Genomic DNA, 21,334 nt, shown 5'->3' with positions numbered 1-21,334 from the left:
GTTCGCCTGCTCCGGCATCGCCGCGTACAGGTCGTGCGGGGCGAAGAACCCGATGGTGTTGTAGCCCCAGTAGTTGCGCAGGCCCTTCTCGGCCAGCCCGTGGTCGGTGATGAACTGGTGCACGGGCATCAGCTCGATCGCCGTCACGCCGAGCTTGGTGAGGTGGTCGATGACCACGGGGTGCGCGATGCCCGCGTACGTGCCGCGCAGGCGCTGCGGGATCTCCGGGTGGTTCATCGTCAGGCCGCGCACGTGGGCCTCGTAGATCACCGTCTCGTTGTACGGCGTCTTCGGCGCCCGGTCGTTCGACCAGTCGAAGAACGGGCTCACCACGACCGACTTCGGCACGTACGGGGCCGAGTCCTGGTCGTTGCGCTGGTCCGGTTCACCGAACGGGTACCCGAACAGCGACTCGTCCCACTCCACGCCGTTCGAGATGGCCTTGGCGTACGGGTCGATCAGCAGCTTGTTCGGGTTGCAGCGCGGGCCGTTGTCCGGCTCGTACGGTCCGTGCACCCGGTAGCCGTAGTGCTGGCCGGGGCCGACGCCGATCAGGTACCCGTGGTGGACGAAGCCGTCCACCTCGGGGAGCCTGACGCGGGTCTCCTTGCCGTCCTCGTCGTAGAGGCACAGCTCGACCTCGTCGGCGACCTCCGAGAAGAGGGCGAAGTTGGTGCCGACGCCGTCGTACGTGGCGCCGAGCGGGTAGGGGGTTCCTGGCCAGGGCCGCAACTAGATCTCCTCAGCAGGCAACCCGGTCCGCCCGTCGAGGTAGGTCGACGTGGGACGGCCGGGGAGCGTGGCGGTCTTGGTGGGGTTCGGCTACCCGAGTCGGCTCAGGACCGCTGGGCGTTGGCGCGGACCAGTTGGCCTCGCGCGGCTACCAGGAGCAGGCGGGCCTCCTGGAGCTCGCAGTAGTGGAGGTGCTCGCACGCCGCCTCCGCGCAGGCCATCGCCTGCTCCAGGGCTCCGTCGGTGCCGTGGTCGGTGCCGCGCAGCGCGCTGCGCAGCGACTCCTCGGCACGCAGCGCACCGGACACCGGATCGGTGAGGACAGCCGGGCGAACAGCGGCGAGCACCTGCTCGACGGCGATCTCCAGGGCTTCCGTGGGGTGCACGGCGGTGACCAGTTCTCCGGGCAAAGTACCCGTCCGGGATACGACCTCGGTGTTCACTGGGGAATGCCACCTCCAACCATTGGGCGGAACGCTCCTCGGGTGACGAGCTGACGATACTCCGCAGGCACGTGACCCGCGGTAACACGCTTGTTTCGGCTCATCGGCCTGGTCCTCCAGCCAGCGCGGCGACGACGGCGCGCACGTGCTCGTCGGCGAAGAACTCCTCCAGCGTCACGGGCAGCGGGATGCGCCAGTTCGGGTACTGGTCGACCGTGCCCGGCAGGTTCGGCTGCCGGATCTCCCCGAGCGCGTCCTGCGGCGACGTCAGCAGCAGCACCGACGGCGCTTTCGCGAGCAGGGTGTGGAACGCGGCGACGAGGTCATCCGTGGGCACACCCTCCTGGGTCATCAGCTCGACGAGCTGGTGGCGTTCCAGCTCCGCAGCGCTGTATTCCCCGTCGACGGGCCCCTCAAACAACCCCAGTTCGGCCCGCACCCGAACGTGCTCGGCGGCGAGGAACCCGGCGACGGTCGGCAGGTCGTGCGTCGAGATGCTGGCCATCGCCGACGACGTCCACTTCTCCGGCGGCACGAGCGGGTGGCCCGGCTCGTCGTAGTCGCGCTGGAACCACAGCACGGCGGAGCTGAGCATGCCCCGTTCGTGCAGCGTCTCGGTCACCTCGTCCTCGACCGTGCCCAGGTCCTCGCCCACGACGACCGCGCCCGCCCGGTGCGCCTCCAGCGCCAGCACGCCCAGCATCGCCTCGGCGTCGTAGCGCACGTACGTGCCGCGGTCCGCGGACTCGCCCGGCGGGATCCACCACAGCCGCCAGAGCCCGGCGACGTGGTCGACCCGGATGCCGTCCGCGTGCCGCAGGACGCTCCGCAGCATCTCGCGGAACGGCGCGTAGCCCAGCGCGGCGAGCCGGTCCGGCCGCCACGGCGGGAGACCCCAGTTCTGGCCCTGCTGGTTGAACGCGTCCGGCGGGGCGCCCACGGTCACGTTCGGCGCGAACGTGTCGCGCCGCGCCCACGTGTCCGCGCCGCCGGGGTGCACGCCGACCGGCAGGTCGTGGATGACGCCGACGGCCATGCCGGACTCGTGCGCGGCCAGCCGCACGTCGTCGAGCTGGGCGCGGCACAGCTCCTGGAGCCAGGCGTGGAACTCGACCCGCTCCGGGTCGGCCAGCGCCGTCTCCGGGTCGCGCAGCGCCTCCGGCCAGGTCCGCCAGTCCGGGCCGTGGCGCTCGGCGAGCGCGCAGAACGTGGCGAAGTCGCGCAGCGCGGGATCGGCGGCCAGGTCGACCCGCTCGGTGTGGAACGGCCAGAGCAGTTCCAGCGCCGCGGCCTTCGCGCTCCACACGGCGTCGTAGTCGATCAGCTCGGTGGCGTTGTCCGGGCGCAGGTCCTCGATGGCCGCGCGGGTCGCCTGGTCGGCGTTCGCGTAGGCGGCGGTCGCGGTGACCCGCAGGTAGATCGGGTTCTGGTAGCGGCGGCTCGCGGGCGAGTACGGCGAGCGCTCCACCGGGTGCGTCGGGCTGATCGCCTGCACCGGGTTGACCAGCAGCACGCCCGCGTCCAGCTCCACGCTGGAGCGGCGCGCGATCGTCGCCAGGTCGGCGTAGTCGCCCATCCCCCACGACTCCCGCGACCGCAGCGCGTAGAGCTGCACCATCCAGCCCCAGGCCCTGGGCACGGACGGCAGCCGGTCGGGCGTGACGATCACCGTCGTCGCGCCGGTCCGGTGGTAGCCCAGCGGCAGTTCGGCGGGCAGTTCGACCTCGCCGCCGTCCTCCAGGACGACCGTCGCCGGGCGCCCCAGGTCGAGCACCTCGCCCGCGCGCACGACGACCGTGGCGGGCAGCGCGTCCGGGGCGTCGGTGACGGCGGCCAGCGCGGCGCGCACGGCCTCCGGCGTCGAGGCGTCCACGTCCAACTGGGCGAGCACCGCTACGACGACCGGGGGATCGACGTCGACCCAGCGCTGCCCTGCGTCCTCATAACGGGTGGCCACGCCGTGTGCCTCGGCCAGTGCGGCCAACTCGTCGTCCACGCGGTCAGCTTTCTCTCATGGGTGCCGCCGAAGCCAGGGCGGCACGGCCTGGTCACCCGAAGGGCGCAGCTAATTCAGTGCGTCGTGTCAGGCCGGACGGGTGGTGGTGTGCTCCGTGACGGTGCGTCATGCCCTGCCGGTCGACTCCCTGACCGCCAACTGCCACGACAGCTCGTGCACCGATGATTCCCCATCTCCGCGGATGCTGCCGAGCAGCTCGGCCACCGCCTGCTCGCCCTCCTCGCGCAGGGCGCCCTCGACGGCGGTGATGCCGACCGCGCGGGTGAGGTCCTGGCCGTCCAGGCTGACCAGCGACAGGTCCTCCGGGATCCGGCGGCCGTCGCGGCGCAGCCGCATGAACACGCCGAGCGCCACCTCGCCGCTCGCGCTGATCACCGCGGTCGGCAACCGCTCGCCGTCCAGCAGCGCGTCCGCGACCTGCTCGCCGCCGACGACGGTGGGCGACGACCACAGCGTCCACTCCGGGCGGATCTCCAGGCCCTGCGCGACCAGGACCTCGTCGTAGGACTCGTCCACGCCGACCGCCAGCACCAGCGCGATGTCGCGGTGGCCGAGGTCGATCAGGTGGCCCACCGCGAGGCGCAGCGCGCTGCGCAGGTCGCCGTCGTCCACGGTCAGCACCGGCACGCCCAGTTCGGCCAGCGCGGCGGACTCCGACTCGGCCAGGGTGATCGACAGGGCCAGCACGCCGTCCACCCGGCGCCCGAGCGGCACGTCCTCGAAGAACCCGGACCGCGAGCCCTCGTCGCCGAGCACGTAGAGCAGCACGTCGAACCCGGCCTGCCGCAGCGCGCCCTCGGCGCCCGCCAGCAGGTCGCCGCGGCCGACGTCGCCGGTCAGCACCGCTATCGCGTACCGGCGGCCACCCGCCAGGCTGGACGCGTCCCTGGCGATGGCGTACCGCATCCGCTTCGCCACCTCGGTGACGTACCGCCGCGTCGCCTCGGACACGCCGGGCTCGCCCCGCAGCGCGCGGGACACCGTCGCGGCGGACACGCCTGCGGCGCGTGCCACGTCGGACATGCTGGTCACGTCCACCTCCTGATCACGAGCCTACTGAGAACCGTACGGTGGGGTTTCGCCGAACACCCCACGACACCAGTCGTACGCGGAAGGACACCCCACCCCATGAAGACCGGCGATCTCGTCCCCGACTTCACCCTCCCCGACCAGCACGGCGCCTCGCGCACGCTGTCGGCCCTGCTGGCGGACGGGCCGGTCGTGCTGTTCTTCTACCCGGCCGCGATGACCGGCGGCTGCACGGCCGAGAGCTGCCACTTCCGCGACCTGGCCGCGGAGTTCCAGGAGGTCGGGGCGCAGCGGGTCGGCATCAGCACCGACTCCGTCAGCAGGCAGAAGCAGTTCTCCGACCTCAACTCGTTCGACTACCCGCTGCTGTCCGACGTGGAGGGCGAGGTCGCGGAGGTCTTCGGCGTGAAGCGCCGCTTCGGCCCGCTGCCGGTGAAGCGGCACACGTTCGTGATCGGCGCCGACAGCCGCGTGGTCGAGGTCGTGAAGTCGGAGTTCGGCATGAACAGCCACGCCGACAAGGCGCTCGTCGCGCTGCGGGAGCATGCCAAGGCCTGATCCCGGGTACCCGGCCCGCCATGATCGGACAACTGAGGTCGGTGGTCGTCGACACCCGCGACCCCCGCGCACTGGCCGCCTTCTACGCCGAGCTGCTCGGTGGGAAGGTCACCGACAACGACCACGACTGGGCCGTCGTGGTGGACGACGGGGGTCGGCGGTTCGCGTTCCAGCTCGCCCCGGAGCACGAGCCGCCGACGTTCCCGGACCCGAAGGGGTCGCAGCAGTTCCACCTGGACCTGCGGATACCGCACGACGAACTGGACGCGGCCACCAGCCGGATCACCGAACTCGGCGGGCGGCGGCTGGACGCGAGCGGCGACGGCTTCCAGGTGTTCACGGACCCGGCCGGGCACCCGTTCTGCCTGACCTGGGAGTGATCAGCGGCCGTTCCAGGCCTCGACGAGGTCGCGGGCGAAGCTCTCCTCGACCTTGCCGCCGTTGTTGAGCGCACGCAGGATGCCCGTCCGGAACACCTGGCTGAACCGGGTGTAGTGGGGGGTGATCGGGCGGGGGCGCGCCCGCTCGACCGCCGCCCGCACCTCGTTGACGTCGGTCCGCTCGCTGAAGCGGTAGGTGGACTGCCGGGTCGGCGCGAACGAGCCCATGTCGGACAGGATCAACTGGCTCGACGGGCTGGTGAGGAAGTCCGCCAACGCCCGCGCGGCGCGGGGCTTGTCCGTCGACGAGGCGATGGCGAGGTTCTGGCCGCCGAGCACGCTCGACGTCGGCGGGGCCGCGACGGCGAACTCGACGCTCTTGCCCAGGCTGTCCGCCGCGACGGGCCAGTTCCGCATGTAGAGGGTCGTCTTCGAGCGGAACGAGTCGAGCGCGCCGCTCTCGGCGGACTTGGCCGCTGTGTCGTTCTCGGTGAGCACGAGGTCCGGGTCCTTAGCGGCCAGCGCGAGGTTCTCGATGCCCTTCAGGTCCTCCGCGCCCAGCGCGACCTCGGTCCCGTCCGGGTTGAGCGTCAGGTCGCCGTTCACCGTCACCATCTTCCCGCCCGCGGCCCAGATGGCCTCCAGCGCCGTGACGGTGAGGACCTCCTCGTCCGCGAGTTGCGCCGCGTTCGCCGCCTTGACCCCGTACGGGCCCGCCTTCGCGACCGCGGCCTCCGCCTTGGCCGACGCGCCGAAGTAGTCGTCCCAGGTGTCCGGCTTCGCGACACCGGGCACGTCGGTGCGGTAGAAGATCAGCCCGGCGTCGGTGTTGAACGGCAGGCCGTAGAGCTTCCCGTCCCACGCGCACGTGTCCAGGACGCTCGGGGTGAAGTCGCTGCGGTCGGTCTCGGAGATGCTGGCCCGGTCGAGTTCGCGCACGTACCCGTTGGCGGCGAACTGCGGCATCCAGACCAGGTCGAGGACGTAGAGGTCGGCCTTGTGCTCACCGCCCGGCTTCGCGTCGTTGACCATCCGCTCGTACTGCTGGTCGGTCTCCCCCTGCACGAACTCGACCTGCACGGGGTTGTCCGGGTGGGACTGGGACCACTGCCGGAACAGGACGGTCCTGGGGTCGCTCGCGCCCTCGCCGAACGCGGTCATCACCCTGATCGGCCCCGGCTCCAAGCCGGTCGCGGGCGGGATCGCGGCGATGCCGACCGCCACGATGACCACCACCGTGGCCAGGATCAGCAACACCCGGAAGGGCTTCGTCAGCACCCTCAGCAGCCAGCGCGGGTCACCAGGCGCCGGCAGTCGCTCCGGGTTGCGCCAGATCGTGGTGACGGTCTTCGGCAGGACGTTGATGCAGATGCCGGAGACGACCACCATGATCCCGCTGACCACCGTGAGCGCGATCGAGCCGGGGGTCCACCGCCGGTCCACCGCCGTCACCATGTACGCGGACGCCGAGGTGATCACCACGACCATCCCGACCACGAAGGCGATGTAGCCGATCTTCTTGCGAGGACTCCATTGTCCCGCGGGTTCGGACACTTCCCCCACACCCTTCACACCTGCTGGTCCGCCACGGCGCGGAAGGACACCGGGATCCCCCGATCCCGGTCAGGCGGTCGCCGGGAACGGTATCGACAACAGGACGTGGCAAGGTGACGATCCGCTCCACGGGGGTCGAGGTTTCACCCGGAGGGCCCAACGGGCGGCTACCCGGCGGTGCGCAGGGCGGCGAGCACGAAGTCGGCGATCTCCCCGCCGAGCTGCGCGGGCGACTTCGGCCCGTCGGGCCGGTACCAGGTGGGGAGCTGGTTGATGACGCCGAGCGCGATCAGCACGGCGGTCTCCGCAGGCACGACGGTGCTGAACCGGCCGCTCGCCTGCGCCTGTTCGACGACCGCGCGGAACGTCTCGTGGTAGCGCCTGCGCTCGGCGCGGAACGACGCCATCAGGTCGGCGTCCAGCCGGTGCATCTCGCGCATGAACACGGCGGTCTCGTCGACGCTCGACGCCGTCGTCTCGACCAGGCTCACGATGATCTCGCGGACGGTGGTGGCCGGGTCGAGGCGCAGCGCCACGATCCGGTCCAGCTCCGCCATCTGCCTGCCGATCAGCGACCGGTAGATCTCGTACAGCAGGTCGTCCTTCGACCCGAAGTAGTGGTAGAGCGCGCCCTTGGTGACCTCGGCGGCCGCCACGACCTCCTGCACGGTCGTCGCGTCGAAGCCCTTGGCGGCGAACAGCCGCACGGCGGCGGCCATGATCCGGTTCTCCGTCCGGCTCAGCTCGCCGACGCCTCCGCGGCGCGCCACGGCGTCAGGCCTCCGGCGCGAGCGCGCGCACGAGGTCGAACTGGTCCGCGCCGGTCGGCAGCAGGGCGATGATCGGCGTGTCCACCCCGTTCGCCGCGTACTCCGCCACCTTCGCCCGGCACTGCTCCACGCTGCCGTGCACCACCAGGTCGTCCACGACGGCGTCCGGCACGAGCTTGTTCGCGGCCTTGCGGTCGCCCGCGGCCCAGGCCTCGTGCATCGGTGCCAGCGCCTCGCCCCGGCCGAGCCAGTCGTGGAACGCGGCGTACGCGGGGACGGTCAGGTAGGTGCTGATCAGCATCCTGCCCAGCGCGCGGGCGGAGTCGGCGTCCTCGGTCGGGCAGACGAAGATCCGCGCGGCCAGTTCGGCGTCGCCGAGTTCGGAGCGGACCTTGGCCACGTCGCCAGCGCCCAGCCAGTTGGTGATGGCCCCGTCGGCCTCCTTGGCGGCGAGCCGCAGCATGTTCGGCCGCAGCGCCGCGAGCATGATCGGGACCTTCTGCTCGGGCTTGCGCTCCAGGCGGAAGCCCCGGACGGTGAAGGTGTCGTACTGCTCGTCGACCTTCTCCCCCGCCAGCGCGGCCTTGAGGAAGCGCAGCGTGTCGCGGGTGCGCTTGAAGGGCTCGGTGAACTCGGCGGCGTTCCACCGGTTCACGATCGCGGGCGACGACGACCCGATGCCGAGCACGAACCGCCCGCCGGACACCTCGGCCGCCGTGGCGGCGCTCATGGCCAGCAGCGCGGGCCCGCGCGTGTAGACCGGCGTGATCGCCGTGCCGAGCCGGATCGACTCCGACCACTGCGCCGCGAGCGCCAGCGGCGTGAACGCGTCCGTGCCGGTGGTCTCGGCGGACCACACGTCGGTGTAGCCCAGTTCGCCCAGCTCGGAGACCAGAGCGCGGTGCTGGAGCACCGGGACACCGGTCAACGGCAGCGTGATACCCCAACGACCCACGAGCGCCTCCTCAGAACACGCGACTGGCCGATACCCTACCTCGGGTACCGACCAGTCGGTATGTTCCACGCTCCCCCGGCGTGGAGGCCGGAGGTTTCGAGCCGGTCGAACCGGGATACCCGCGTGCCGTGCCACCACGTCCGGGCATTCGGGGTGTCCGGGCGGTGGCGGGCTCGGCGGCGTGATCGGGGACCGACGAGCCGGGCACGACGACCTGCCTCGCGAACGACTTCGGCGGGCGGGAAGACCTAGAGCGCGATGCCGCGCTCGGTCAGCCAGGCCTGGGGGTCGACCTTCTGGCCGCCGTTCACCCAGACCTCGAAGTGCAGGTGCGGGCCGGTGGACTGGCCGCGGTTGCCGATGGTGGCGATGAGGTCGCCCGCCTTCACCTGCGTGCCCTGCGCCGCGATGATCTCGTTGACGTGGCCGTACACGGTGATGGTGCCGTCGGTGTGCTGCACGCGGACCCAGAGGCCGAAGCCGCTGGCGGGACCCGCCTCGACGACCACGCCGTCCATCGCGGAGACGATGGGGGTGCCGATGGCGTTGGCGATGTCGACGCCGTAGTGCGTGGTGCCCCACCGGCCGCCGTAGCCGGAGGTGAAGCTGCCCTCCGCGGGCTTGACGACCTTGGGCCGCTTGGCGGCTTCCTCGGCGGCGATCCTGGACGCCTCCGCGGCCTGGGCGACGGCCTGCTCGTCGGCCACGCGCTTGATCTCGGCCTGCCGGACGGTGTAGCCGTCCTGGGCGAACTTGATGGCCTCGCCCACGTGCTGGCCCGCGTCCATCTGCTGGGCGCGCATGAGCTTGGCGGCTTCCAGGCCGGGCTGGATGACGTGCACGGTCTGCGGGCCCTGCGCCTGGGCGGGCTGGGGCGCGAAGGTGTTCGCGGCCAGCTTGGCGGCCAGTTCGGTGTTGGGCTGCGCGTCGACCGCGCCCCAGCCGTTGACGACGCCCGCGGTGGTGGCGAGGGCGCCTGCCACGACGACCGCCGCGGCGGCGCGGCCGCCGAGGGTGGGCTTGGTGATCTCCACGCGGTGCGCTCCACGGCGGCCATCGGCCTTCGGGGGTGCCGTGAACACGTTCCGGCCGCGCGCAGTGTTGTGCCTGGCCAAGAGTGTGCCTTTCTGCCTCGGGGAGTTCGACCAGGACGTCTGGCGGGGGATCCAGTCGGTGTCGTTTCGGGGACGACGCCGTGTCCTGCTAGTTATCGAACCGTGACAAGCGGCAGGGAACGTAACCCGAGGTGACGAACAGGGGCAAGTCTCGCGCTGCGAAGTGCTGGTATTGGTGACATAACCCACTGATCACTACTCAGGGTAGTCATAGACCGTCAAGTCTCGATTTTCGCCGTTACCTGGCGCAGGACTTGACCGTTGACCGATCGCTAGACCAATAGCCGGGCAGAAGCATCACCGCTGGTCATCAGCTTGATCGTGCAAGTCACCCGAACGAGGACCGCCCCGCTAGCACATGGCCAGCGGGGCGGTCGGTGAACGGCTACGTCAGGTGACTACTTGTACTTCGCGACGGCCGGTGCCAGCGGCACGGGCGCCTTGCCCTCGTGGATCACCTTCATCGCGTTGAACCAGGTCGGAGCGGCGACCTCACCACCGGTGAGGCCGTTCCGGCCGTTGTTGCCGCACAGCTTCGGCGCGCGGGCGTCGCAGATGACCTGCGGGGCCACGCCGTCGGTGAACGTCATGACCGCGCCCGCGTACTGCGGGGTCGCGCCCATGAACGCGACGGACCAGTAGTTCTCGGTCGTGCCGGTCTTGCCGATCATCGGGTGGTTGAAGCCCTGGGACGCGGCGTACGCCGTGCCGCCGGGCAGCGCGTCGTGGCTCATGCCCTGCGCCAGCGTGTCCGCCAACTCCGGCGCGACGGGCTGGTCGCACGCGGGCTCGTTCAGCTTCACCGGGTTGCCGTCGCGGTCCAGGATCTGCTCGACCGGCGTCGGCGGGCACCACGTGCCGTGGCTGACGATGGTCGCGGCGACGTTCGACAGCTCCAGGACGCTGGTCGCGCCCGGCCCGAGGGTGAACGAGCCGCTGTTGTCCTGCTTGAACTGGTCGCCCTGCGACGGGCCGTTCGAGCCGTCCGCCTTCAGCGGGTCGCCCGCGTTGTTCACCGCCTGCATCGTGTCGCGGAGGCCCAGCTTGTAGGCCATGTCCACGACGTTGTCGAGGCCGGTCCGCTCCTCCAGGATGATGAAGCCGGTGTTCGGCGAGGTCGCCAGCGCCTTGGTCAGCGTCATCTTCGTGTCGGGGCCGTTCGAGTAGTTCCGAACGGTGTACGGCTTGTTGCCGTCCTTGTAGACCTTCGACGAGTAGACGTTCGGGACGTCCATCTCCTTGTCGATCCCGATGACGCCCTTGTCCAGCGCCGCCGCGGCCGTGAACACCTTGTAGATGGAGCCCGCGCCGAAGCGCGTCACCTCGGCAGGGAGCGAGTAGGCGCTCTGCCCGGCGGCGGCGTCGTTGCCGAAGTCGCGGTTGGCGGCCAGCGCGCGCACGCGGTGCTTGTCCTGGCCGGGCTGGACGACCGCCATGGCGTTCGCGACGCCCTCGGTGTCCTTGGGCACCTGGCCCTCGGCCGCCTGCTTGGCGGCGACCGTGGCGACCGGGTCCATCGTGGTCTTGATCGTGTAGCCGCCGCGGAGCAGGTCGTCCTTCTTCATCCCGTACTTGACCAGGTAGTCCATCAGGTACTGGCAGAAGAAGCCGTACACCGGGCCGTCACCGGCGCCGACGCAGCCGTTGGGCAGCAGGTTCAGGTCCGCCACGACACCGGCCTCCGCGGCCTTGTACTCGGTGGCCTTCGCCTCGGCGACCGCCTTGTCCGAGCCGAACGCCTCGTTGTCGCGCATCCGGTCGATCACCGTGTTGCGGCGCTTGATCGCCGCGTCCACGCCCCGGCCGGGGTTGAGCACGCTGGGCTGGTTGACCAGGCCCGCGAGCATCGCCGCCTGCGGGACGGTCAGCTTGTCCGGGGTCGTGTCGAAGTACGCCTTGGAGGCCGCGCCCACGCCGTACGTGCCGTTGCCGAACGGCACGATGTTCAGGTACGCGGTGAGGATCTCCTCCTTGGTCATCACCTGTTCGAGTTGAAGTGCCACGCGCGCCTCGCGGAGCTTGCGCCCGGCGGTCGCCTCGGTGGCCTTCTGGTACGCCTCGTTGGTGCCGCCGCCGAGCACGAACGCGAGGTAGTTCTTCACGTACTGCTGGGTCAGCGTCGACGCGCCCTGCGACACCTCGCCCTCGGCGCCCGCCTTGGCGGCCGCCCGCGCGATGCCCTGCCAGTCCACTCCCTTGTGCAGGAAGAACCGCTTGTCCTCGATGGCGATGATCGCGGCCTTCATCGTGTCCGCGATCTGCTCGTACTTCACCGGGATGCGGTACTGGTCGTACAGGTAGGCGATGGGTGCGCCGTTCATGTCCTGGACCGTGGTGACCAGGGGCAACTCCCCCTTGGCCAACTCACCCGAGGTCTGGTCGACCGTGTCCGCCGCGCGGTTGGACGCGAGTCCCAAACCGCCGACGACGGGGAACATGACCGCCGCGAGCAACACGCCCGCCGCAAGGCACAACCCCACCAACTTGACCAGCCCCGTCGCACGCGCCAACACGAAACCAGCAACCCCTTCCGAACAGGCGGAGATCCCCTTGTCCTTATAAGTCGCACGGGACCGCGTGCAGGTTGCTCGACGAGGGGCAAATTCTGCGCGATCACACCGACGACGTGGTGAACGTACTCCTGGTGGGTTGTGGCGCCTGTGAGGGCGGCCCTGCGGTCTGCAAGGGTCCTGGTGCTAGTACCCGGAAGGGTGGGACTTCAACCCCGAGGGACGCGAGGACACCTCGCTTCCTCAATGTCCGATTCGGACGGTGGGGCGCCACCGGGACGCCCGCCGTCGTGCCGCGTCCGGTTCGACTAGTGCGGGCCGTGGAGCCTGATGGTGGCGCTCGCGCGCCTCACCTCCGCGTTGGCGTGGCCCGGCAGCAGGTCGTCCAGGAAGCCGTAGGACTGGAGGTCGCCCTCGTCGCGCTTCCCCACCGTGCGCCACCAGGCGGCGATGTCGCCCCAGCCCGGTGCGGAGAGGGAGCCGCCGAAGTGCTGCACGGAGAGCGCGGCGCAGAGGTTGGCGAAGCGGACCCGGTGCTCCAGGGGCCAACCCGCCAGCGTGCCGAGCACGAAACCCGCGCCGAAGACGTCACCCGCTCCGGTGGAGTCCAGCGGGGCCACGTTCAGGCCCGGTACGTCCGCTTTCTCCCCCGTGGACGAGTCGTAGGCGAACGCGCCCCCTCCTCCCCTGGTGACGACCACCACAGGAACGTGCTCCGAGAGCGCCACGGCGGCTTCCTCCGCCGTGTCCTTGCGGGTGTAGTGGGTGGCCTCCTTGTCGTTCGGGAGGAAGAAGTCGTAGCCGTCCAGGCGCTTCAGCAGCGAGGGGGCCCAGACCTCCGTGCGGTCCCAGCCGATGTCGGCGAAGAGGAGCGCGCCCTGCGCCTTGGCCTTGGTGACCCACTGCTCCTCCTCCGGCTGGATGTGGACGAAGGCCGCCCTGGTCGCCGGTGGGGTGGCCAGCAGCCGGTCCGCCGAGATCGGGGGGCGGTGGCCGTGGGTGACCATGCTGCGGTCGTTCTCCATGGCCATCGAGACCGTGACCGGTGAGTGCCAGCCGTAGAAGCGGCGGCAGTAGGTCAGGTCGACGCCCTCCTGCTCCGCGAGGGTCTCCCAGCAGAAGTCGCCGTAGACGTCCTCGCCGAACGCGGCGGCCAGCGCCGTCCGCAGTTGCAGGCGGCTCAGCGCCACCGCGAGGTTCGCGATGCCGCCGGGGCACGAGCCCAGGCCCTCGGCCCAGACCTCGGTGCCCGCGGCGGGCGGGCGGGGCAGGCCGGTGAAGATGATGTCCAGGAACACCGTGCCCGACAACAGCACGTCGAAGGCGGGCGGTTCGGCGGTCGTCATCTCCCTACGATGCCGGCCTGAGGTGGATTAGCCCTCAACCGACGCCAACATCTCGCGCAAACGTGCCAGGGCCCGGTGCTGGGCGACCCGGACGGCGCCGGGGGTCGAGCCGACGGCGTTGGCGGTCTCCTCGGCGGTGAGGCCGACCGCCACCCGGAGCACGAGGATCTCCCGCTGGCGGTCCGGGAGGCGGTGCAGGAGCTGCACGACGGTCTCCAGGGTCTCGCCGTTCAGCGCGCGCTGCTCGGGGCCCGCCTCCAGGGTCGGGCAGTCCGGGAGCTCCGGGACGACCTCGGAGCGGCTGCGGACGGCGCGGCGGCGGGCGTCGGCGACCTTGTGGGCGGCGATGCCGTAGACGAACGCGAGGAACGAGCCGGGCTCGTAGCGGTACTTGGACAGCGCCGAGACGACGGCCAGGCAGACCTCCTGGGCGATGTCCTCGGCCGAGACCAGGGTGCGCTCACGGCTGCCGACGCGGGCGCGGCAGTAGCGCAGCACGAGCGGCTGGACGCGGGCCAGCAACTGCTCGACGGCTCGGCGGTTGCCGGAGAGGGCCTGGTCGACGATGTCGACCAGCTCGGCCTCGACGAGCCATTGGGTGCTCACGACGGGGGCGGCGGACCCCGTGATCAACCGGACGTGGGGCCGACCGACCGGGGCTTCGTCGCCGTCCGCTCCGATGCCGAACCCGACATCGGCGCGCACAGACGATGGATGGACCATCCGGCGACCTCCTCGCTGAAAGCGTCCCGGCACAACCCGGCTCACAGGAGGAAGGAGTCCCCAGACGTGCCGCTGATACCGCTCTCCTCAAGCTGACCACGAAGATGGGCCGAAAGGCCTTACGGGCACCCGGTCGGGCGTACACGTCGACCGAACGGACCAACGCGTCAGGCTTTCACGTACGCGAATTGGCGGACGTCGAGGTAGCCGACCCGGAAACCGGCCTCGGAGTAGGCGAGGTAGAACTCCCACATCCGCTTGAACGTCTCGTCGAAGCCCAGCCCGTTGATGTCGTCCCACCTGGTCAGGAACGTCTCGCGCCACTGCCGGAGCGTCTCGGCGTAGTCGAGGCCGAAGGCGCGGGACGCCTCCTGGCGCAGGCCGGTGTGCTCGCGGACGGTCTTGTCGATCGCCTGCACGGACGGGATCAGGCCGCCGGGGAACACGTACTTGTGGATCCACGTGTAGCTCTGCGCGCTGGCGAGCATCCGGTCGTGCGGCATCGTGATGGCCTGGAGGCCGACCCTCCCGCCGGGCACCAGCACCCGGTCGAGCACGCCGAAGTACGTCGGCCAGTACTCGACGCCGACGGCCTCGATCATCTCCACGCTGACCACGGCGTCGTACCGGCCGCGCTCCTCGCGGTAGTCGCGCAGGTGGATGTCGACGCGGTCGGACAGCCCAGCCTCGGCGACCCGCCGCTGGGCGAGCTTGCGCTGCTCGGCGGAGATCGTCAGCGACGTCACGGTGGCGCCGCGCTGCGCGGCCCGCACGGCCAGCGCGCCCCAGCCGGTGCCGATCTCCAGCACGCGGCTGCCCTCGCGGACCCCGGCGTAGTCGAGGACGCCGTCGATCTTGCGGAGCTGGCCGGGGACCAGGTCGCGGTCGCCGACCTCGTCGAACAGGGCGGACGAGTAGCTCATGGTCTCGTCCAGGAACGTCGCGAACAGGTCGTTCGACAGGTCGTAGTGGCGGTGGATGTTCTCCCGCGCGCCCTCGACGGAGTTCGCCTCGGAGTCCGGGTGGCGCAGTTCGACCCAGCGGCGCATGAGCTGGAGCTTCGGGTGGATCAGCGTGGCGAGCTTCGCGGCGAACGCGCTGAGCAGGTCCGCCAGCGCCGTCGAGCTCCAGTCCCCCACCATGTACGCCTCGCCGAAGCCGATCTTGGCGTCGGCGCCGAGGCGGTGGAAGAACGCCGAGGGTCGGTGGATGCGCATCACCGGCGCGTCCGGGCCGCCCGCGCCGAAGCGGACGCCGTCCGGCATCACGACGCGCACCGGCAGCGACGCGACGGCGCGGCGGAACAGCGCCTCCGCGATCCGGGCCTTGAACGGCGAGTTCGGCGGGGTGGACAGGCCTGGCCACACACCCTGGTTCGGGCGGGGCACCGAGACGTCGAGGGTGCTCATCGGTTACTCCTGGGGGTGATCGGCAGGCGGCGCAGCCACAGCGCGATGCCGTGGATCCGGATGAGGGTGGACACGCGGAGGGTCATCAGCGGTCGGCGCACGAGCAGGCGCGTGAGGCTCGCCGGGGACACCGTCCTGCGGACGCCGTGCAAACCGGCGGTGAACGGTGTCTTCCCGTCCTGCCGCAGCGCGATGGTCACGGACAGCTTCTCGTCGGGTTCGGGCAGCCGCAAGAGGTAGCGGCCGCCCATGTCCAGGAACGGCGACACGTAGAACGCCTTGTCGGTCTCGGCGCGGCCCGCTTCGTCGGTCTCCAGCAGGTACGGGTGCCGCTCGCCGTAGGTGTTGTGGACCTCCGCGACGACGCACGCCAGCGTGCCGTCGGGGCGGTGGCACCAGAACACCGACAGCGGGTTGAACACGTGGCCCAGCAGGCGGGCGTTGGCGAGCATCAGCACCCGACCGCCCGCCAGGTCGACACCGCGTTCGGCCAGCCACCGGTCAAGGTTCTCGCGGATCGTGGCGGTCCGCCCGACGGCCGGGTCGTGCGGCCCGAAGTGGTCGCGCGCCTCGAACCGGGCGAACGGCCGGAGCCACCACGGGAGCCGGGGCAGCCGGTCGAGGTCGACCAGCCAGAGGTAGACCTTGTGCCGGAACGAGCGGTCGATCCGCTCGCGCCGGGTGTGGCTGACCTCGGCCTCGTAGAGGGCCGTCACCACCTCACCCCGAGGCTCTCGGCGGCCCTGACGCCCGACGCGCAGCCGTCCTCGTGGAAGCCCCAGCCGTGGTAGGCGCCCGCGAACGCGGTGACGTCGGTGTTGAGCGAGGGCAGGCGGCGTTGCGCCGCAACGGATTCCGGCGTGTACAGGGGGTGCTCGTAGACCATCTTGGCCAGGACCGCGCGCTCGTCGATCCGGTCGGTCGCGTTGAGCGTGACGACGTAGTCGAGCGGTTCGACCAGCCGCATCAGCCGGTTCATGTGGTAGCTGACGACGACCGGGCCGTCCTCCTGGCGGCAGGAGGTCTTGAGCAGGTTCCAGGACGCCTTGGCGCCGCTGGTCCTCGGCAGGACGCTCGGGTCGCTGTGCATCCAGGTCTCGTTGCGGGAGTAGGTGAACGCGCCCAGCACGGCCTTCTCCTCGGGGGTCGCGTCACCGAGCAGCCGCAGCGCCTGGTCGGGGTGCGTGGCCACGACGACCTTGTCGACCTCGTACCTCTGGTCCGCGTCGTCGCGCAGCTCGACGCCGTCGGCCGTGCGGACCAGCGAGCGGACCGGGGTGGACACGTGCACGGCGGTCAGGCCCTTGACCGCGCGGTCGACGTAGCTGCGCGAGCCGCCGACGACGGTGCGCCACTGCGGCGTGCCGCCGATGGCCAGCATCCCGTGGTTGGCGAGGAACTCGAACAGGTAGCGCGCCGGGTAGCGCGTGCTCAGGCCGGGGCCGGAGGACCAGACGGCGGACACGACCGGCACCACGAAGTGGTCGACGAAGTAGCGCGAGTAGCCGCCGATGGCGAGGAACGCGCCCAGCGTGACGTCCTCGGCCTCCGGGGAGTCGATGAGCCTGCGGGCGTGCCGGTGGAAGCGGACGACCTCGGCCAGCATCCGCAGGTACGCGGGCTTGGCCAGGTTGCGCGGCTGGGCGAACAGGCCGGGCAGCTTGCGGGCCCCGGCGTACTCCAGGCCGCAGCCGTCGCAGCGCACGCTCATCGACATCTCGGAGTCCTGGGTGGACACCCCGAGTTCGCGGAACAACCGCAGCAGGTTCGGGTAGGTGCGCTCGTTGTGCACGATGAACCCGCTGTCGACGCTGGCCGTGCCGCCGTCCGGCGTGGTCAGCTCATGGGTGTGCGCGTGGCCGCCGAGCCGGTCGTCCGACTCGAACAGCAGCACGTCGTGCCGCCGCTGGAGCAGGTAGGCCGCGGTCAGACCGGACACGCCGCTGCCGATCACGGCGACCCGTCGACGTCCGGATTCCTGTGCCACGGGTGTGTCCTCTCGTCAGTGGGCTGTCTTGAGCGGGACGTCGAGGCCGTCCGGTGTGCGCTCTCGCATGGCGTTCGCGATGTCGGGCGCCTGCGGTTCGAAACCCAGTTCTCCCAGGACGAAGTCCACGACGAGCCGGGTCCAGTCGCGAGCCCGTTTGAGCATCGCGTGGCCGTCGCCCACCACGGAGAACCTGGCCACCCGGCTCGCGACCCCGCGTGCCTGGACGGCGTACCGGTAGGACGCGGCGGGGTCGGTCATCCGCTCGCGGTCGCCGTGCGCGATGAGCAGGGAGCGACCGGCGAGCTGGCGGTACGGCTCGCCGGGCTCGATCCACGGCGCCAGCGCGCACACGGCCATCACGGTCGGGTGGTCCGCGACGCGCAGTGCGGTGCGACCCCCCATGGAGTGGCCGACGAGCACCACCGGGACGCCGGGGTGCTCGCGCTCGACCTCGGCGAGCGCCCAGCGGGCGTCGCGGACCGGGTCCAGGTCCGGGGCGTTCCAGCCGCGCACCCGGTAGCGGAGCATCCGCACCTCGAGTCCGTGGTGGCGGCCCGCGGCGTGCAGGGCGCGCCCGAACGGCACCATCCGCAGGACGGCGAGCTGGTAGCGGTTCACCGGGCCGTGACCGCGTGACCGTCCGCCGTGCAGCACGAGTGCCACGGCGCGCACGTCGGTCGACGCCGCGAACACGTCGACTTGGGGCTCCATGACGAGATGTTCGTGCGGACGGCCGTCACCGGTTGAGCATTGCGATCCAGATCACAAGGACTTCACGCTGTCGGGGATCACCCGTCCGAGGGTGTCGGGGAGCCCAGTTCGGCGAGCACCGCCCGGATGGCCGGACTGGCGTCGGCGCTGCGCCGCCACGCCGCCGTCACCTCCCGTTCCGGCCGCCGCCGCAGGGTCAGGGACACCAGCTCCTCCCCCAGCGGCGGGCGGGCGAGGCGGGGGATCAGGGCGATCACGTCGCCGGAGGCGACCAGCGAGAGCTGGGTGGCGAAGTCGTCGACCAGGTGGCGCACGTCCGGGTCCTCCGGCACGTCCGCGACGAGTCGGCGGAACCACTGGTGGCACACCGATCCGGGCGGACTGGTGACCCACGCGTGGCCCGCGAGGTCCGGGCAGTCGAGCGGCTGGGCGGCGCGGGCGAGCGGGTGCTCCCGGTGGACGACGAGGTCGCCCGCGTCGGTGTGCAGGTGGCGCTGGGCCAGCGACGGCGGCACGGGGGTGGGCAGCCCGTCGGCGTCGTGGACGATCGCGAGGTCGGCCGTGCCGGACTCCACGCCGTGCAGGGCCTGGTCGGGGTCCAGCTCGACGACGTGGAGGCGCAGGTCCGGGCAGCGCGCCTTCAGCCGTGGCAGGACGGGTGCGAGCAGTCCGCGGACGGCGGTCGAGAAGGCGACCACGCGGAGCACGCCGCTCGGCGCGCCCTCGGACGCCGACCGGGCCGCCTCGGCGCAGCGTTCGAGGGCCTGGAACACCTCGGACGCCGAGTCGACGACCGCCTGCCCTGCCGGGGTCAGCACGACCCCGCGGCCCGCGGGCGCGAGCACGGGCACCCCGACCTGCCGCTCCAGCCGCTTGATCTGCTGCGACACCGCCGAAGCCGTGAACCCCAGCTCGTCAGCCGCCCGCGACAGGGTCCCCAGCTCGGCCACCGACCGCAGTGCGCGCAACGCTCCGACGTCGACCATGAAGCAAAACTACGCGGTATCGGCAAAAAAGCATCGCTGGACCACACCTGTCGGCGCAGGCAGCATCGGGACCATGACCGATCAGCTCTTCGGCTCCAACCTCGTCGCCGCGGTGACCCCGATGACCCCCGACGGCGCGCTCAGCGAACCGGGGCTCGACTCCCTCGTCGACCACCTGCTGGCCACCGGGTGCGACGGCGTCGTCGTCAACGGGACCACCGGCGAGGCGCCGACCCTGACCGACGCCGAGGCGGCCCGGATCGTCCGCGCCGTGGCGGACCGGACGGCGGGCCGGGCTCGGGTGGTCGCCGGGGTCGGCACCTACGACACGGCGGTCAGCATCGAACGGGCGCGCGCGGCCGAGGCCGCCGGGGCGGACGCGCTGCTGCTCGTCTGCCCGTACTACTCCCGTCCGACGCAGGCCGGGGTGGTGGCGCACTGCACGGCCGTCGCCGACGCCACCGACCTGCCGGTGATGCTCTACGACGTCCCCGCGCGCGTCGGCGTCGCGATGGCGGAGTCCACGCTGGTCGCCCTCGCGGACCACCCACGCATCCGGGCGGTCAAGGACGCCAAGGGCGACCTGTTCGAGGCGATGTCCGTCATGGCCCGCACGTCGCTGGCCTACTACTGCGGCATCGACGAGCTCAACCTCGCCTACCTCGCGTGCGGCGCCACCGGTGTCGTCAGCGTCGTGGGCAACGTCGCCGCCGACCGCAACGCCGAGCTGATCCGCACGGTCCGCGACGGCGACCTCGACGCGGCGAGGGCGGTCCAGCGGTCGCTGCTGCCGCTGGTGGACGCCGTGATGCGGACGTCGCAGGGCGCGATCATGGCCAAGGCGGCGCTGGCCGAACTCGGGGTCATCCCGCACGCCTCGGTGCGCCTGCCGCTGCTCGAATCCCCGCCGCCCCACCTCGCCCGGCTGGCGGACGCGCTGGCCACCGCCGCCGCGCCCGCCTGAGCGCGGGCGCGGGGGCCACGCACTAAAGTCCCGGCCGTGGTCGAACACCTGAGCATCCCCACCCCCGCAGGCATCTTCGACGCCATCGGCGCCGGTCCCGAGGACGGCCGTCCCGTCCTGCTGCTGCACGGGTTCCCGCAGGGCGCGTCGTGCTGGGACCACCAGGTGGAGGTGCTCGGCGCGCAGGGCTACCGGGCCGTCGCGCCCGACCAGCGCGGCTACTCCCCCGGCGTGCGGCCGACGGTCGCCGCCCAGTACGGGATCTCCGAGCTCGTCGGCGACGTGCTGGCCGTGGCGGACGAGCTGGCGTGGCCGGTGTTCGACCTGGTGGGCCACGACTGGGGCGCCGCGGTCGCCTGGCACACCGCCGCCGACCACCCGGACCGGCTGCGGTCGCTGACCGCCGTGTCGACGCCGCACCCCGCCGCGCTGGCCGCCGCGATCCGCACCGACGAGGACCAGCACGCGCGGTCGCAGTACATGACCGAGTGGCGGAACTCGAACACCGAGCAGCGGATGCTCGACAACGACGGCGAGGCGCTGCGCAGGCTGTTCGAGTGGAAGGTGTCGCCGAGCAAGGTCGACGAGTACGTGCGGCGGCTGTCCGAGCCGGGCGCGATGACGGCGGCGCTGAACTGGTACCGCGCGGGCCGGGCGGGCAGCCGGGTCGACAAGGTGTCCGTGCCGACGATGTACATCTGGAGCACCGAGGACACCGTGTTCGGGTCGACGGCGGCGTTCGACACGGAGAACTGGGTGAGCGGGCCGTACCACTTCCAGATGGTGGAGGACGTGTCGCACTGGATCCCGGACGAGGCCTCGGAGCTGATGAGCAGCCTGCTGGTCGCGCACCTGTCCGTCCGCTGACCGGATCGGGGCCGCGGCGGGGCATTCCCGTTTGGCGAATCTAGGCCACGCGTGAACCGTTGAAGCTTCTACGACGTGATCAGTGCATGACGGAGTTGACCTACTCGGAGTGGCGGGTCGCGACCCTCGCCGCGGGCGGCCACACCAACCGAGCCATCGCGAAACGCCTGCACATCACGGTGAGCACGGTGGAGCAGCACCTGACCAGGGTGTACCGGAAGCTCGGCGTGGGCCGCAGGGCCGACCTGGTCGGGCACGAAGCCCTAGTCTGACCG

19 protein-coding genes and 2 pseudogenes are annotated in these 21,334 nt (G+C 71.3%); 5 read left to right on the top strand and 16 right to left on the bottom strand.

The window, feature by feature from the left end:
• The 4 genes and pseudogenes from NZH93_RS48545 to NZH93_RS48530 all read right to left on the bottom strand — a co-directional run.
• Positions 1 to 732 (bottom strand): annotated as a pseudogene (locus NZH93_RS48545) (glycogen debranching enzyme); the annotation flags it as partial.
• Between the two features lie 104 nt (positions 733 to 836).
• Positions 837 to 1,175 carry a hypothetical protein gene (locus NZH93_RS48540; RefSeq protein ID WP_259630172.1) on the bottom strand — a complete coding sequence of 113 codons (339 nt, stop codon included), beginning with the start codon at positions 1,173 to 1,175 and terminating at the stop codon, positions 837 to 839.
• A gap of 100 nt (positions 1,176 to 1,275) precedes the next feature.
• Positions 1,276 to 3,171: a 4-alpha-glucanotransferase gene (gene malQ, locus NZH93_RS48535; protein ID WP_259630171.1), complete on the bottom strand. Its 1,896-nt coding sequence runs from the start codon at positions 3,169 to 3,171 to the stop codon at positions 1,276 to 1,278.
• Positions 3,172 to 3,297: 126 nt separating this feature from the next.
• Positions 3,298 to 4,215, bottom strand: a complete 918-nt coding sequence (locus NZH93_RS48530; RefSeq protein ID WP_259630174.1) for a LacI family DNA-binding transcriptional regulator — start codon at positions 4,213 to 4,215, stop codon at positions 3,298 to 3,300.
• Positions 4,216 to 4,320: 105 nt separating this feature from the next.
• Here NZH93_RS48530 and NZH93_RS48525 point away from each other — a divergent pair, with 105 nt between their 5' ends.
• The gene (locus tag NZH93_RS48525) at positions 4,321 to 4,779 is read left to right on the top strand and encodes a peroxiredoxin (protein WP_259630170.1); all 459 of its coding nucleotides are present in this window, start codon (positions 4,321 to 4,323) and stop codon (positions 4,777 to 4,779) included.
• 20 nt (positions 4,780 to 4,799) lie between these two features.
• Positions 4,800 to 5,159, top strand: a complete 360-nt coding sequence (locus NZH93_RS48520) for a VOC family protein (RefSeq protein ID WP_259630169.1) — start codon at positions 4,800 to 4,802, stop codon at positions 5,157 to 5,159.
• On the opposite strand, the gene NZH93_RS48515 is transcribed toward NZH93_RS48520, so the two are convergent.
• From NZH93_RS48515 to NZH93_RS48460, 12 genes are all read right to left on the bottom strand, one after another.
• Positions 5,160 to 6,713 carry an extracellular solute-binding protein gene (locus NZH93_RS48515; RefSeq protein WP_259630168.1) on the bottom strand — a complete coding sequence of 518 codons (1,554 nt, stop codon included), beginning with the start codon at positions 6,711 to 6,713 and terminating at the stop codon, positions 5,160 to 5,162.
• A gap of 167 nt (positions 6,714 to 6,880) precedes the next feature.
• Positions 6,881 to 7,483 carry a TetR/AcrR family transcriptional regulator gene (locus NZH93_RS48510; protein WP_259630167.1) on the bottom strand — a complete coding sequence of 201 codons (603 nt, stop codon included), beginning with the start codon at positions 7,481 to 7,483 and terminating at the stop codon, positions 6,881 to 6,883.
• A gap of 4 nt (positions 7,484 to 7,487) precedes the next feature.
• Positions 7,488 to 8,438, bottom strand: coding sequence for an LLM class F420-dependent oxidoreductase (locus NZH93_RS48505; RefSeq protein ID WP_259630166.1), 951 nt, complete (start codon positions 8,436 to 8,438; stop codon positions 7,488 to 7,490).
• Between the two features lie 248 nt (positions 8,439 to 8,686).
• Positions 8,687 to 9,472, bottom strand: coding sequence for a M23 family metallopeptidase (locus tag NZH93_RS48500; protein ID WP_259630165.1), 786 nt, complete (start codon positions 9,470 to 9,472; stop codon positions 8,687 to 8,689).
• 479 nt (positions 9,473 to 9,951) lie between these two features.
• Positions 9,952 to 12,066 (bottom strand): transglycosylase domain-containing protein, encoded by a 2,115-nt coding sequence (locus tag NZH93_RS48495; RefSeq protein WP_259630164.1) that lies wholly within the window; start codon positions 12,064 to 12,066, stop codon positions 9,952 to 9,954.
• Positions 12,067 to 12,371: 305 nt separating this feature from the next.
• Positions 12,372 to 13,409, bottom strand: coding sequence for a carbohydrate kinase family protein (locus NZH93_RS48490; protein WP_259630163.1), 1,038 nt, complete (start codon positions 13,407 to 13,409; stop codon positions 12,372 to 12,374).
• Between the two features lie 27 nt (positions 13,410 to 13,436).
• Entirely contained in the window at positions 13,437 to 14,132 is a 696-nt protein-coding gene (gene shbA / locus NZH93_RS48485) for an RNA polymerase sigma factor ShbA (protein WP_259630162.1), read from the bottom strand.
• Between the two features lie 167 nt (positions 14,133 to 14,299).
• On the bottom strand, positions 14,300 to 15,541 hold the full coding sequence (locus NZH93_RS48480; protein ID WP_259630161.1) for an SAM-dependent methyltransferase: 1,242 nt from the start codon (positions 15,539 to 15,541) through the stop codon (positions 14,300 to 14,302).
• Complete coding sequence (locus NZH93_RS48475) at positions 15,538 to 16,260, bottom strand: DUF1365 domain-containing protein (protein ID WP_259630160.1); 723 nt, start codon at positions 16,258 to 16,260, stop codon at positions 15,538 to 15,540. The genes NZH93_RS48480 and NZH93_RS48475 overlap by 4 nt, the downstream gene beginning before the upstream one ends.
• Positions 16,254 to 17,528, bottom strand: a complete 1,275-nt coding sequence (locus NZH93_RS48470) for an NAD(P)/FAD-dependent oxidoreductase (RefSeq protein ID WP_259630159.1) — start codon at positions 17,526 to 17,528, stop codon at positions 16,254 to 16,256. Before NZH93_RS48470 ends, NZH93_RS48475 begins: the two co-directional genes overlap by 7 nt.
• A 15-nt stretch (positions 17,529 to 17,543) precedes the next feature.
• Positions 17,544 to 18,242 carry an alpha/beta hydrolase gene (locus NZH93_RS48465; RefSeq protein WP_259630158.1) on the bottom strand — a complete coding sequence of 233 codons (699 nt, stop codon included), beginning with the start codon at positions 18,240 to 18,242 and terminating at the stop codon, positions 17,544 to 17,546.
• Between the two features lie 77 nt (positions 18,243 to 18,319).
• Complete coding sequence (locus tag NZH93_RS48460; RefSeq protein WP_259630157.1) at positions 18,320 to 19,228, bottom strand: LysR family transcriptional regulator; 909 nt, start codon at positions 19,226 to 19,228, stop codon at positions 18,320 to 18,322.
• 73 nt (positions 19,229 to 19,301) lie between these two features.
• On the opposite strand from NZH93_RS48460, the gene dapA reads away from it, so the two are divergent.
• The 3 genes and pseudogenes from dapA to NZH93_RS48445 all read left to right on the top strand — a co-directional run.
• A complete protein-coding gene (gene dapA / locus NZH93_RS48455; RefSeq protein ID WP_259630156.1) occupies positions 19,302 to 20,192 on the top strand; it encodes a 4-hydroxy-tetrahydrodipicolinate synthase in 891 nt (296 codons plus the stop codon).
• Between the two features lie 36 nt (positions 20,193 to 20,228).
• Entirely contained in the window at positions 20,229 to 21,059 is an 831-nt protein-coding gene (locus NZH93_RS48450; protein ID WP_259630155.1) for an alpha/beta fold hydrolase, read from the top strand.
• A gap of 95 nt (positions 21,060 to 21,154) precedes the next feature.
• Positions 21,155 to 21,331, top strand: a pseudogene (locus NZH93_RS48445) (helix-turn-helix domain-containing protein); the annotation flags it as partial.
• Between the last annotated feature and the right edge of the window lie 3 nt (positions 21,332 to 21,334).

The sequence above is a fragment of the Umezawaea endophytica genome, from assembly GCF_025061645.1.
Classification (GTDB): Bacteria; Actinomycetota; Actinomycetes; order Mycobacteriales; family Pseudonocardiaceae; genus Umezawaea; species Umezawaea endophytica.
This window is presented reverse-complemented; position numbering and strand designations above follow the sequence as displayed.